Source organism: Nocardioides sp. Z24_21 (assembly GCF_058134345.1).
Genome location: NZ_JBYTTH010000002.1, coordinates 953358 through 966022 on the forward strand (window position 1 = coordinate 953358; position 12665 = coordinate 966022).

A 12665-nucleotide genomic window follows, 5' to 3' on the forward strand; every position below is an offset into this window, starting at 1 on the left:
CTGCTGACCCCGACCCGGATCGGTGCTCTACTGAGTGGGTCCCGGGGCTGCGGCGTCCCCAATCGTCCCGCCGGCGAGCGTCGTCGCACGAGGAGCAGAGATGTCATGAACTACTGGATCAGCGTCGTCTTCCGTGCCATCCCGCTGGCGATGATGGCGGTCTGCGTCGGGTTCGGCGTCTACGTGTGGAACGCCGCGGACGCGCCGGGCAACTTCGTCGCCGGGCGGGTGGTCACCTTCCTCGGGGCGATCTGCCTGTGCCTGTTCTGCACGGCCGCCACGATCATCCGGCAGCTGATCGGACGCTTCAACGCCGTCGACAAGGTGGTCTATCCCGCGCTCGGCTACCTGGCGGCGATCGGCACCTGCGGCTACGGCATCTCCGTGCTCTCGGGGGCCTCCGGGAGCGGGCAGAGCCCGGAGTACGTCGCCGGGCACGTCGTCGTCGGTCTCGGCCTGATCTGCGGCTGCGTGTCCACGGTCGCCCTGGCCTCGACCAAGTTCTCGCTCATCCCGGCCAACTCCGCCAAGCCGGAGGGTGACCGGACCCGTCCGGCAGAGGCCTTCTCCGGGCCGGCCGTCGCCGTGCTGGCGGCGCTCCCGGTCGTGCTCGCGGCGGTCGCCTGGGGCATAGGCATCGTCAACCTGCTGCTGACCACCTCACCGAGCCGCTTCACGGTGGGCCACGTCGTCAGCGGCCTCGCGATGATCTGCACCAGCCTGATCGGGCTGGTGTGGAGCATCCTGCGCCAGGTCCAGGACACCTACGGCCCGCGCGACCGCGTGGTGTGGCCCTGGCTGGTGATCGTGATGGGCAGTGCCGCGATCCTGTGGGGGATCGTGCTGCTGGTCCTCGACACCGAGCCGTACTACCGCACACCCGGGTTCGTGATGATCGGCCTGGGCCTGGTCTGCTTCAGCATCCTGAGCAAGGTCGGGCTGCTGGCCCTGGTGTGGCGTCGCACGTTCAGCCTGGCCAACAGGGTGCCCCTGATCCCGATCGTGACCGCGCTCGGCTGCCTGTTCCTGGCGGCGTTCGTCTTCCAGGCCGCGTTCACCGACACCAACGTCTTCATCGCCGCCCACGTGCTCGTGGGGCTCGGAGCGATCTGCTTCACGCTCTACTCGATCGTGTCCATCCTGGAGAGCGGCACGTCGTCGCACGGCGACTGAGCCCAGCCGAGACGCACGGCCGCGACGATGGACGAGTCGAACGCTCCCGATCGGTCGATCGGCACGATCGGGCTGACCTTCGTCGCGGTCGGCGGGGTGGTCGGGTCGGGGGTGCTGTTCGCCCCGCTGTTCGCCGCCCAGCAGGCGGGGCCCGCCGCCATAGTCGCCTGGCCGCTCGCGGGACTGATGCTGATCACGGTGGCGCTGGTCTACGCCGAGATCTCCGCGATGCTGCCCGTCGTCGGCGGCCTGGGGCTGCTGCCGACCTTCAGCCACGGGCAGGGGGTCGGCATCGCGATCGGCTGGGTGGCCTGGGTGGGCTACGTGACGGCGGCGCCGATCGAGACCCAGGCGATGCTCGAGTACGCCAGCAGCGCGCCCGGCTTCGACTGGCTGTTCGTCGCGGGTGCCTCGGCCAACGGCGAGAGTGCCCTCAGCCTGCCGGGGGTCGCGGTCGCCACCCTCGTTCTGGTCGCCTTCACCGGGCTCAACGCGTTCGGGGTGGCGCTCTTCACCCGCGTCAACAGCGCGCTGACCTGGATGAAGATCCTCATCCCGGTGGCCATCGCGGGCGCGCTGCTCACCCGGTTCTCCACTGCCCCGATCCGCGAGACGGGCTTCGCTCCCGAGGGGATGACCGGGGTGCTGAGCGCCATCACCACGGGCGGTGTCGTCTTCGCGTTCCTCGGGTTCCGGCATGCGCTGGACCTTGCCGGTGAGGCGCGGCGACCACAGGTGACCATCCCCGTGGCCCTGGTCGGCGGCATCCTCGTGTGCACCGTGCTCTTCACCCTCCTCCAGCTCGGATTCGTCGGCGCGGTCGACCCCGCCGAGCTCGACAGCGGCTGGGCCGGCCTCGACAAGGGTGGGGCCAACGGGCCGCTCGCGGCCCTGCTGTCCGGTCTGGGCATGGCGGCGCTGGCCAAGCTGGTGGTGGCGGACGCCGTGCTCGGCCCCTTCGGCGCGGGCCTGGTCTCGACCGCGTCCACTGGCCGCCTCACCGTGGCCGTCGCGCAGAACGGACTCTTCCCGCGCGCGCTGACGGCCTTCAGCCGCCACGGCGTCCCGATGCGGGCGATGGTGCTCAACCTGGTGGTGGGGCTGGTCCTGCTGCTCGCCTTCCGTGACGGGTGGTCGGAGCTCCTCTCCTTCAACTCGGGAGCCATCGTGCTCTCGATGTGCCTGGGCCCGGTGACCGTGCTGGCGCTGCGAGGCCAGGTGCCCGACCGCGTGCGTCCGTTCCGGCTCCACGCCGTGGCGTTGATGGCCCGGGTCGCCTTCGTCGTGATCAGCCTGATCATCTACTGGACCGGCTGGGAGACGATGGTCAAGCTGACCATCCCGATCGCGGTCGGCCTCGCGGTGCTGGCGGGGCGTGTCGTCCGTGATCCGCAGCTGCGCGGGTCGCTGGCGCTGGGCTCGCTGGTGTGGCTGGGCCCCTACTACGGCGGGGTGCTGCTGCTGACCTTCCTCGGCAGGTTCGGCGGCGGCCGCGACGTGCTTCCCAACGGGGTCGACATGGTGGTGGTCACCGTGTTCGCGCTGGCGCTGTTCGAGTGGGGCGTGCGCTCCGCGCTGCCCGCCGCCGACGCGGCCGCGCTGGTCGCCAGCGTCCCGGCCGTCCGGGCGACGTGAGCGGGTCACGTCGAGGGTGCGCGGTGTGGCCTACTTCACATCGCCGCCCGTTGTGTGCAGACTCTGGCGCAACCACGACGCGACGGGGATGCGATGAGCACAGGCGTGCACGGCCCGACCAGGGCGCGGATCGAGGCCGGGACGCTGCGCCGGGACCGGTGGTGGCTCTCGCCGCTGACCACGTTCGTGGTCTTCTCGGCCTTCGTCGTCTACGCGACCGTGCGCGCCTTCATGGGACGCGACTACTACGCCTCGCCCTACCTGTCGCCGTTCTACTCCCCGTGCCTGGGCGACTGCGTCGAGGGGGCCTCCGACTTCGGCCAGCCCTTCGCGGCGTGGCCGCTGTCGGCGGCGCTGATCATCCTCGTGTTCCCCCTCGGCTTCCGGATGACCTGCTACTACTACCGCAAGGCCTACTACCGGGCGTTCTGGCTGAGCCCGCCGGCGTGCGGCGTCGCCGAGCCGCACGGCTCCTACTCGGGCGAGTCGCGGTTCCCGCTGATCGTGCAGAACGTGCACCGCTGGTTCTGGTACGCCGCGGTGCTGGTCGGCCTGGTGCTCACCTTCGACACGGTCCTGGGCTTCCGGCCGATGCCGGCGGAGTACGCCCTCGGGGACGGTGAGACCAGCGGGGTCCACATGGGACTGGGCACCCTGCTGATGATCGCCAACATCGTCTTCATCTGGCTCTACACGCTCTCGTGCCACTCGTGCCGCCACATCGTCGGCGGCCGCCTGCGCCACTTCTCCAAGCACCCCGTCCGCTACCGGCTCTGGACCTGGGTGTCGCGGCTCAACGAGAGCCACGGCAGGTGGGCCTGGTACTCCCTGTTCTCCGTCGCGATCGTCGACCTCTACGTCTTCCTCCTCGCCACCGGCACGATCCAGGACGTGAGGTTCTTCTGATGAGCGAGCGGCATCCGATGACGGGCAACGAGATGTCGCCCGAGGCCCGGGCGGGCATGGAGCGCCACACCTACGACGTCGTGGTGATCGGCGCCGGCGGCGCGGGGCTGAGGGCCGCGATCGCCGCCCACGAGGCGGGCGCGCGCACGGCCGTGGTGTGCAAGTCGCTGCTCGGCAAGGCGCACACCGTGATGGCCGAGGGTGGGGCCGCGGCCGCGCTGGGCAACCGGTGGCCGGAGGACAGCTGGAAGGTGCACTTTCGCGACACGATGCGCGGCGGCAAGATGCTCAACAACTGGCGCATGGCGCAGCTGCACGCTCAGGAGGCGCCCGAGCGGGTGCTCGAGCTCGAGGACTGGGGTGCGCTGTTCGACCGCACCGAGGACGGGCTGATCTCCCAGCGCGACTTCGGCGGGCACCGCTACGCCCGGCTCGCCCACGTCGGTGACCGCACCGGGCTCGAGCTGATCCGCACGCTGCAGCAGCGCACGGTGCAGCTCGGGATCGACGTCTACATGGAGTGCACGGTCACCGAGGTGCTCAAGGAGGGCGGGCGGGTGGCCGGGGCGTTCGGCTACTGGCGCGAGACCGGTCGCTTCATCACGTTCGAGGCGCCGAGCGTGGTGCTCGCGACCGGCGGCATCGGCAAGTCCTACAAGGTCACCTCCAACTCCTGGGAGTACACCGGTGACGGGCACGCGCTGGCACTGCGCGCGGGGGCCAGCCTGATCAACATGGAGTTCGTGCAGTTCCACCCCACCGGCATGGTGTGGCCGCCGTCGGTCAAGGGCCTGCTGGTCACCGAGTCGGTGCGCGGCGACGGCGGCATCCTGCGAAACTCCGAGGGCAAGCGCTTCATGTTCGACTACATCCCCGACTTCTTCCGGTCCGAGACGGCCGACACCGAGGAGGAGGCGGACCGGTGGTACGACGACAAGGCCAACAACCGGCGCCCACCCGAGCTGCTGCCACGCGACGAGGTCGCCCGCGCCATCAACTCCGAGATCAAGGCCGGACGCGGGTCACCGCACGGCGGGATCTTCCTCGACATCGCCAGCCGCCGCGACGCCGACTACATCCGCAAGCGGCTGCCGTCGATGTACCACCAGTTCAAGGAGCTCGCCGACGTCGACATCACCGCCGAGCCGATGGAGATCGGGCCGACGTGCCACTACGTGATGGGCGGTGTCGAGGTCGACTCCGACACCCAGCGCTCGGGCGTCGAGGGGCTCTACGCCGCGGGTGAGGTGAGCGGCGGCATGCACGGCTCCAACCGGCTGGGCGGCAACTCGCTGTCCGACCTGCTCGTGTTCGGCAAGCGCGCCGGCGAGGCCGCGGCGGCGCACGCCGTCTCGGGCCCGCGGCCGGCGGTCGACGAGGTGGACGTCAAGGCGGCCCAGGCCGACGCGCTGGCGCCGTTCGAGGTCTCTGCCGGTCCGGGGGGAGGGGGGGAGAACCCCTACACGATCCAGCACGACCTGCAGGACACGATGAACGACCTGGTCGGCATCATCCGCACCGCCGCGGAGCTCGAGGAGTCCCTCGGTCACCTCGACCGCCTCAAGGAGCGGGCGGCCGCGATGGTCGTCGAGGGTCACCGCCAGTACAACCCGGGCTGGCACCTCGCGCTCGACCTGCGCAACATGCTGCTGGTCAGCGAGTGCATCGCCACGGCCGCGCTGGCGCGCCAGGAGTCGCGGGGCGGGCACACCCGGGACGACTTCCCGGGGCCCGACCCCGAGTGGGGCGCGAAGAACCTGGTGCTCACCCTCGACGCGACCGGGTCGGGCGTCGACATCGCCGAGAAGGCGCTGCCGGTGATGCCCGAGGACCTCGAGCAGCTCTTCCAGGACACGTGAGGACGGCCATGGCCTACGACCTGAGGATGCGCGTGTGGCGGGGCGACGCCGACGGGGGTGCCCTCACCGACTACACCGTCGAGGTCTCCGAGGGCGAGGTGGTGCTCGACGCGCTGCACCGGCTGCAGGCGACGCAGACGGGCGACCTGGCGATCCGCTGGAACTGCAAGGCTGGCAAGTGCGGCTCGTGCAGCGCCGAGATCAACGGTCGGCCCCGCCTGCTGTGCATGACCCGGCTCTCCGACTTCGACCCGGGCGAGACGGTCACCGTCACCCCCATGCGCACGTTCCCGGTGATCCGCGACCTGGTCACCGACGTGTCGTTCAACTACGAGAAGGCCAAGGAGCTGCCCTACGCCGAGCTCGGGCCCCGCGACGCGGACGGCAGGCGGCGGATGATGCAGGTCGACGTGGAGCGCGGCCAGGAGTTCCGCAAGTGCATCGAGTGCTACCTGTGCCAGGACGTGTGCCACGTGGTCCGCGACCACGAGGACAACAAGCAGCACTTCGCCGGCCCCCGCTTCTTCATCCGCTATGCCGAGCTCGACATGCACCCCCTCGACACCCACGACCGCCGCCGGCTCGCGCAGGACGCGGCCGGCCTCGGGATGTGCAACATCACCAAGTGCTGCACCGAGGTCTGCCCGGAGGGCATCCACATCACCGACAACGCGATCATCCCGATGAAGGAGCGCGTGGTGGACCGCAAGTACGACCCGCTGGTGTGGCTCGGCAACAAGATCGGCCTCCGGAGCAAGGACGACGAGGGCCGCACGGAGGTCTGAGGCGAGCCCGGTCGTGGGCAGCGACGGTGACCTTTCCCATAGCCCGCGGCCGTGACCCTCCCCACGGGGCGGGCCTATCCTGCGCAGCATGACCGACCTTCCTGGCGACCGCCCAGGTGATCTCGCAGGTGATCTCGCAGGTGGCCTCGACGAGCCCGAGGAGCTGCAGCCCGCAGAGGGCTCGCTCCGCCTGGTGGGCGACGACGACCGCTACGACGCCGCGGCATGGGAGGCGGCGAGTGCCGCCGTCCTGCGCAGGGCGCGCCGGCTCGGCGAGGACGCGCCCGACTCCGACATCTGGACGGCCCTCACCCGCACCACGCTCGACGGCATCGCGGTCCCACCGATCGGGCAGCCGGCCGACCTCGACGCCCTGACCACCTCGGGCCGCCCGACCCGCGCCGGTGCGTGGGACGTGCGTACGCAGGTGGAGGTGGTCGACGACAAGGCCGCCAACGAGGCGGTGCTGCAGGACCTGGAGAACGGCGGCACGTCGCTGCTGCTGCACCTCGACACCGAGCGCGACCACGACTGGGCCACCGTGCTGGAGGGCGTGCTGCTCGACCTGGCGCCGGTCGTGCTCGACCGCCCGACGACCGAGCAGGTCGAGGCCTTCGCCGACTTCCTCGAGGGGGTGGAGCGCGCGCTGCACCCGGCCACCAACCTCTCCTTCGACCTGCAGACCCTCGAGATGCTCCACCACCGCGTCCGCGACGACCGCGTCGAGGCCCGGGACCTGTTCGCCCCGCTGGCGCGCCGGGCCATCCAGCTGGGCGTGCGCGGCCTCGTCATCGACGGCACCGCGCTGCACGACCAGGGCGCGAGCGACGCCCAGGAGCTGGGCTGGATGGTCGCGACCGGCGTGGCCTACCTCCGGTTGCTCGCCGACGAGGGCCTCTCCGTCGAGCACGCGGCGCGGCTCATCGAGTTCCGGCTGGCCGCCACCGACGAGCAGTTCCCCACGATCGCCAAGATGCGCGCCGCGCGCCGGCTGTGGGCCCGGGTGCTCGAGGCCTCCGGTGGCGCCGGCGAGATGGCGCTGCACGCGGTCACCAGCCGCCCCATGACCAGCGGGCGCGACCCGTGGGTCAACATGCTGCGCGGCACCGTCGCGGCCTTCGCGGCGGGCGTCGGCGGCGCCGACGCCCTCACCGTCGTGCCGTTCGACGAGCCGCTCGGCGCGCCCGACGCGTTCGGTCGCCGCATCGCCCGCAACACCTCCTCGCTCCTGATCGAGGAGTCCCACGTCGCCGCGGTCACCGACCCGGCCGGCGGGTCCTACGCCGTCGAGCGGCTCACCGACGACCTCGCGGCCGCCGGGTGGGCCGAGCTCGGCCGGATCGAGTCTGCCGGCGGGGCGCTCGCCGACGAGGCCCGCGCCGGCGTCAAGGAGCGGGTGCGGGCCGTGCGCGCCGAGCGCGACGCCCAGGTCGCCGACCGGTCGCGCCCCCTGACCGGCGTCTCGGAGTTCCCCCACCTCGACGAGGTGCTGCCCCAGCGTGAGCACCTGCCCCACCGCTACGTGCACCACTACGGCTGGGCCTTCGAGGACATGAGGGCCGAGCCCGCCGCGACCCCCGTCTTCCTCGCCACGATGGGCCCGGTCGCGGCACACACCGCCCGGGCGACCTTCGCCACCAACCTCCTCGCCGCCGGTGGCGTCGCCGTCGAGGCGCCCGGCCCGACCGACGGCGTCGACGCGGTCACCGCGGCCTACTCCGGCCAGCGCGTGGTCTGCCTTGCCGGCACCGACCCCGCCTACGCCGAGTGGGGCGCCGACCTGGTGGCCGCGCTGCGGGCGGCAGGGGCGTCGTACGTCGTGCTCGCCGGCACGCCGGGGGAGCGGACCGTGACCGACGTCGACGACTCGTGCGCCATGGGGGTCGATGCGCTCGGCTTCCTGGCCCGCATCCGAGAGGAGCTCGCCCGATGAGCATTCCGAAGAACTTCGCCGACGTGTCGCTGGCGGGTGCCGCCGCGACCGGAGGGCAGCCGCCCGGGGGCGAGCCGTGGGCGAGCCCCGAGGGCATCGACGTCCTCCCGGTCTACGGTCCCGAGCACCTCGAGGGCCTCGACGGCCTCGACACCTGGCCCGGCCTGGCGCCGTTCCTGCGCGGGCCCTACCCGACGATGTACACGACCCAGCCGTGGACGATCCGGCAGTACGCCGGCTTCAGCACCGCCGAGGAGTCCAACGCCTTCTACCGGCGCAACCTCGCGGCCGGGCAGAAGGGCCTGAGCGTCGCCTTCGACCTCGCCACCCACCGCGGCTACGACTCCGACCACCCGCGGGTGCGCGGCGACGTCGGCATGGCGGGCGTGGCGATCGACTCGATCTACGACACCCGCACCCTCTTCGACGGCATCCCGCTCGACGAGATGTCGGTGTCGATGACGATGAACGGCGCCGTGCTGCCGGTGCTGGCGCTCTACATCGCCGCCGCGGAGGAGCAGGGGGTGAAGCCGGAGCAGCTCGCGGGGACCATCCAGAACGACATCCTCAAGGAGTTCATGGTCCGCAACACCTACATCTACCCGCCGTCGCCGAGCATGCGGATCATCAGCGACATCTTCGCCTTCACCTCGCAGAGGATGCCGCGCTTCAACTCGATCTCCATCTCCGGCTACCACATCCAGGAGGCCGGCGCGACCGCCGACCTGGAGCTGGCCTACACGCTGGCCGACGGCGTGGAGTACATCCGCGCCGGTCTCGGCACAGGAATGGGCATAGACGACTTCGCCCCGCGGCTGTCGTTCTTCTGGGCGATCGGGATGAACTTCTTCATGGAGGTCGCCAAGCTGCGCGCGGCCCGCGCGCTGTGGGCGCGGCTGGTCGACGACTTCAACCCGCAGAACCCCAAGTCGCGCTCGCTGCGCACCCACAGCCAGACCTCCGGCTGGTCGCTCACCGCCCAGGACGTCTTCAACAACGTCGGGCGCACGTGCATCGAGGCGATGGCGGCGACGCAGGGCCACACCCAGTCACTGCACACCAACGCCCTCGACGAGGCGATCGCGCTGCCGACCGACTTCTCCGCGCGCATCGCCCGCAACACCCAGCTGCTGCTGCAGCAGGAGAGCGGCACCACCCAGGTCATCGACCCGTGGGCCGGCTCCTACTACGTCGAGAAGCTCACCCACGACCTCGCCGAGCGCGCCTGGGCCCACATCCAGGAGGCCGAGCGCGCCGGCGGCATGGCGGCCGCGATCGAGCAGGGCATCCCCAAGATGCGCATCGAGGAGGCGGCCGCGCGCACCCAGGCGCGCATCGACTCGGGCGCGCAGAAGGTGATCGGCGTCAACACCTACCGGCTCGCCGCCGAGGACAAGCTCGACGTGCTGCGGGTGGACAACGACGACGTCTACCGCCAGCAGGTCGCCAAGCTCGAGCGGCTGCGTGCCGAGCGCGACGACGACGCCGTGCGCCGCGCCCTGGAGGCGCTGACCAGCAGCGCGGAGCGCGGGCCGGTGGGCGGCGGCTCCCTCGAGGGCAACCTGCTCGCGCTGGCCGTCGACGCGGCCCGCGCCAAGGCGACGGTGGGGGAGATCTCCGACGCGCTGGAGAAGGTCTACGGCCGCCACCAGGCGGTGATCCGTACGATCAGCGGCGTGTACCGCGACGAGGCAGGCGCCGCCGAGGGCTCGGCCGTGGCAGAGGTCCTGCAGGCCACCGAGGAGTTCGAGGCCGAGGAGGGCCGCCGGCCCCGCATCCTCGTCGCCAAGATGGGCCAGGACGGCCACGACCGCGGCCAGAAGGTCGTGGTCACCGCCTTCGCCGACCTCGGCTTCGACGTCGACGTCGGGCCGCTGTTCTCCACGCCCGAGGAGGTCGCCCAGCAGGCCGTGGACGCCGACGTGCACATCGTCGGGGTCTCGTCGCTGGCTGCCGGCCACCTCACGCTGCTGCCCGCGCTGAAGCAGGCGCTGGCCGACCAGGGCCGCCCCGACATCATGATCGTCATCGGCGGCGTCATCCCGCCCGACGACGTGGCGACGCTGCGGGAGATGGGCGCCGCGGCGGTCTTCCTGCCGGGCACCGTGATCGCGGAGTCGGCCCTCGACCTGATCGCGCGCCTGCGGGAACAGCACGCCGGCTGATGCCCCGCCCGATCGACGTCGACGGCCTCGTCGCGGACGTACGGGCCGGCCGGAGGGCCGCCGTCGCCCGCGCGATCACGCTGGTGGAGTCGTCCCGGGTCGACCACCGCGCGGCGGCACGGGAGCTGCTCACCGCGCTCGCCGCGACCGACCGGCCGGCGGCGACGCGGGTGGGCATCTCCGGCGTCCCGGGCGTCGGCAAGTCCACCTTCATCGAGGCGCTGGGCACCCGCCTGACCGCGGCCGGGCACCGCGTCGGGGTGCTGGCCGTCGACCCGTCGTCGGTGCGCACGGGCGGCTCGGTGCTCGGCGACAAGACGCGGATGTCGACGCTCGCGGTCGACCCCATGGCGTTCATCCGGCCCTCCCCGTCCGCCGGCACCCTGGGCGGGGTCGCCCGGGCCACCACGCAGGCGATGCTCGTGCTCGAGGCCGCGGCGTACGACGTCGTGCTCGTCGAGACGGTCGGCGTGGGGCAGTCGGAGGTGACGGTGGCCGGGATGGTCGACACCTTCCTGTTCCTGACCCTCGCGCGCACCGGTGACCAGCTGCAGGGCATCAAGAAGGGCATCCTCGAGATCGCCGACGTCGTCGCGGTCAACAAGGCCGACGGCGACCACGAGGCCGACTCGCGGGTCGCGGCGCGCGAGCTCTCCGGAGCCCTCCGGCTGGTGCGCGGGCATGCCGAGTGGGCGCCGCCCGTCGTCACCTGCTCGGCGCTGACCGGGGCCGGGGTCGACGACGTCTGGCAGCGCGTCGGGGCCCACCGCGAGCACCTCGGCGCCGACGGACTGGCCCACAAGCGCGCCGGGCAGCAGCTCGAGTTCACCTGGGCGCTGGTGCGCGACGAGCTCGACCACCGGCTGCGGTCCTCACCGGGGGTCGCGGCCGTGCGCGACGACGTACGACGCGCCGTGATGACGGGTGAGCTGCCCGCGCCGCTCGCCGCCGATCGGATCATCGCGGCCTACGACGCCGACGCGACCTAGACTGGGCAGGTCATGCCTCCTGCACTCGCTGCCACCCCCGTCATCGCCGAGGTCGTCGACAAGCACGCCGACGACCTCGTCGCCCTCCGTCGCGACCTCCACGCCCACCCCGAGCTGAGCTGGGTGGAGGAGCGCACCTCCGAGGCGGTCGTCACCGTCCTCGAGGGTGCGGGCTGGACGGTGACCCGGCCCGAGGGCGGGGGCGTGCTCGCCGACATCGGCCACGGCGGCAGGCTCGTCGCGCTGCGCGCCGACCTCGACGCGCTGCCGGTCGACGACCTCATCTCCGACCCGTGGAAGAGCACCAACCCGGGGGTCGCGCACGCCTGCGGGCACGACGTCCACACCGCGGGCCTCGTGGGCGCCGGCCTCGCGCTGGCCGAGGTCGCGGCCCGCGGGCTGCTGCCGGGCCGCGTGCGGCTGCTGTTCCAGCCCGCCGAGGAGGTCATGCCCGGTGGTGCGCTCCACCTCATCTCGGCGGGGGCGCTCGAGGGCGTCTCCCACGTGTTCGGCCTGCACTGCGACCCGAGCCTCGACGTGGGCCAGGTCGGCCTGCGCGAGGGCCCGCTCACCGGTGCCGCCGACGCACTCACCGTCCGGCTCATCGGCAAGGGCGGCCACACCTCGCGGCCGCACCTGACCGAGGACCTCACCTTCGCGCTCGGCAAGGTCATCACCGAGCTGCCGGCGATCCTGAGCCGCCGACTCGACCCCCGGGCCGGCGTGAGCGTGGTCTGGGGCATGGTGCGCGCGGGGTCGGCCCACAACGTGATCCCGCACGGCGGTGTCGTGGCAGGCACCGTGCGGATGCTCGACGCGGTCGCCTGGGCCGACGCCGAGCACCTCATCCGCCAGCTCATCGGCGCGATCGTGGCGCCCTACAGCGTCACCGCCGAGGTCACCTACCAGCGCGGGGTCCCGCCGGTCGTCAACCACGAGGCGTCGACCCGGCTGCTCGGCGCCGCCGTGGAGAGCGTGCTCGGCGCACCGGGCCGCGTCTCGACCGCCCAGAGCCTCGGGGGCGAGGACTTCGGTTGGTACCTCGACTCCGTCCCGGGCGCGATGGCGCGGCTCGGCACGCGCACGCCCGGCGGGCCGACCTACGACCTGCACCAGGGCAACCTGCGCATCGACGAGCGGGCCACCACGATCGCGGCCCGCGTGCTCGCCGAGACGGCGGTCACGGCCCTGGCCTCCTGACCCCCGCAGTGCACGAAGGG

The 12665-nt window shown here is 72.1% G+C and carries 9 protein-coding genes; all 9 read left to right on the top strand.

Annotation, left to right across the window (positions count from 1 at the left end; genetic code table 11):
* Positions 1 to 105: 105 nt before the first annotated feature.
* Positions 106 to 1173, top strand: a complete 1068-nt coding sequence (locus AC3X7Z_RS11005; protein ID WP_489975925.1) for a DUF2776 family protein — start codon at positions 106 to 108, stop codon at positions 1171 to 1173.
* Between the two features lie 27 nt (positions 1174 to 1200).
* Positions 1201 to 2808: an APC family permease gene (locus AC3X7Z_RS11010; protein ID WP_489975926.1), complete on the top strand. Its 1608-nt coding sequence runs from the start codon at positions 1201 to 1203 to the stop codon at positions 2806 to 2808.
* Between the two features lie 93 nt (positions 2809 to 2901).
* A complete protein-coding gene (locus tag AC3X7Z_RS11015; RefSeq protein ID WP_489975927.1) occupies positions 2902 to 3714 on the top strand; it encodes a hypothetical protein in 813 nt (270 codons plus the stop codon).
* Positions 3714 to 5573 carry a fumarate reductase/succinate dehydrogenase flavoprotein subunit gene (locus AC3X7Z_RS11020; RefSeq protein WP_489975928.1) on the top strand — a complete coding sequence of 620 codons (1860 nt, stop codon included), beginning with the start codon at positions 3714 to 3716 and terminating at the stop codon, positions 5571 to 5573. Before AC3X7Z_RS11015 ends, AC3X7Z_RS11020 begins: the two co-directional genes overlap by 1 nt.
* Before the next feature lie 8 nt (positions 5574 to 5581).
* Positions 5582 to 6358, top strand: coding sequence for a succinate dehydrogenase/fumarate reductase iron-sulfur subunit (locus AC3X7Z_RS11025; RefSeq protein WP_489975929.1), 777 nt, complete (start codon positions 5582 to 5584; stop codon positions 6356 to 6358).
* A gap of 88 nt (positions 6359 to 6446) precedes the next feature.
* On the top strand, positions 6447 to 8291 hold the full coding sequence (locus tag AC3X7Z_RS11030; RefSeq protein ID WP_489975930.1) for a methylmalonyl-CoA mutase family protein: 1845 nt from the start codon (positions 6447 to 6449) through the stop codon (positions 8289 to 8291).
* Entirely contained in the window at positions 8288 to 10456 is a 2169-nt protein-coding gene (scpA, locus tag AC3X7Z_RS11035; RefSeq protein WP_489975931.1) for a methylmalonyl-CoA mutase, read from the top strand. The genes AC3X7Z_RS11030 and scpA overlap by 4 nt, the downstream gene beginning before the upstream one ends.
* Positions 10456 to 11445: a methylmalonyl Co-A mutase-associated GTPase MeaB gene (gene meaB, locus AC3X7Z_RS11040; protein ID WP_489975932.1), complete on the top strand. Its 990-nt coding sequence runs from the start codon at positions 10456 to 10458 to the stop codon at positions 11443 to 11445. Before scpA ends, meaB begins: the two co-directional genes overlap by 1 nt.
* Before the next feature lie 12 nt (positions 11446 to 11457).
* A complete protein-coding gene (locus AC3X7Z_RS11045; RefSeq protein WP_186341351.1) occupies positions 11458 to 12645 on the top strand; it encodes an amidohydrolase in 1188 nt (395 codons plus the stop codon).
* Positions 12646 to 12665: the final 20 nt, after the last annotated feature.

What these genes read in the sequence shown, in the direction of transcription:
- AC3X7Z_RS11005 (WP_489975925.1), top strand. Translation starts at nt 106, where the DNA reads ATGAACTACTGGATCAGCGTCGTCTTCCGTGCCATCCCGCTGGCGATG.
- AC3X7Z_RS11010 (WP_489975926.1), top strand. Translation starts at nt 1,201, where the DNA reads ATGGACGAGTCGAACGCTCCCGATCGGTCGATCGGCACGATCGGGCTG.
- AC3X7Z_RS11015 (WP_489975927.1), top strand. Translation starts at nt 2,902, where the DNA reads ATGAGCACAGGCGTGCACGGCCCGACCAGGGCGCGGATCGAGGCCGGG.
- AC3X7Z_RS11020 (WP_489975928.1), top strand. Translation starts at nt 3,714, where the DNA reads ATGAGCGAGCGGCATCCGATGACGGGCAACGAGATGTCGCCCGAGGCC.
- AC3X7Z_RS11025 (WP_489975929.1), top strand. Translation starts at nt 5,582, where the DNA reads ATGGCCTACGACCTGAGGATGCGCGTGTGGCGGGGCGACGCCGACGGG.
- AC3X7Z_RS11030 (WP_489975930.1), top strand. Translation starts at nt 6,447, where the DNA reads ATGACCGACCTTCCTGGCGACCGCCCAGGTGATCTCGCAGGTGATCTC.
- scpA (WP_489975931.1), top strand. Translation starts at nt 8,288, where the DNA reads ATGAGCATTCCGAAGAACTTCGCCGACGTGTCGCTGGCGGGTGCCGCC.
- meaB (WP_489975932.1), top strand. Translation starts at nt 10,456, where the DNA reads ATGCCCCGCCCGATCGACGTCGACGGCCTCGTCGCGGACGTACGGGCC.
- AC3X7Z_RS11045 (WP_186341351.1), top strand. Translation starts at nt 11,458, where the DNA reads ATGCCTCCTGCACTCGCTGCCACCCCCGTCATCGCCGAGGTCGTCGAC.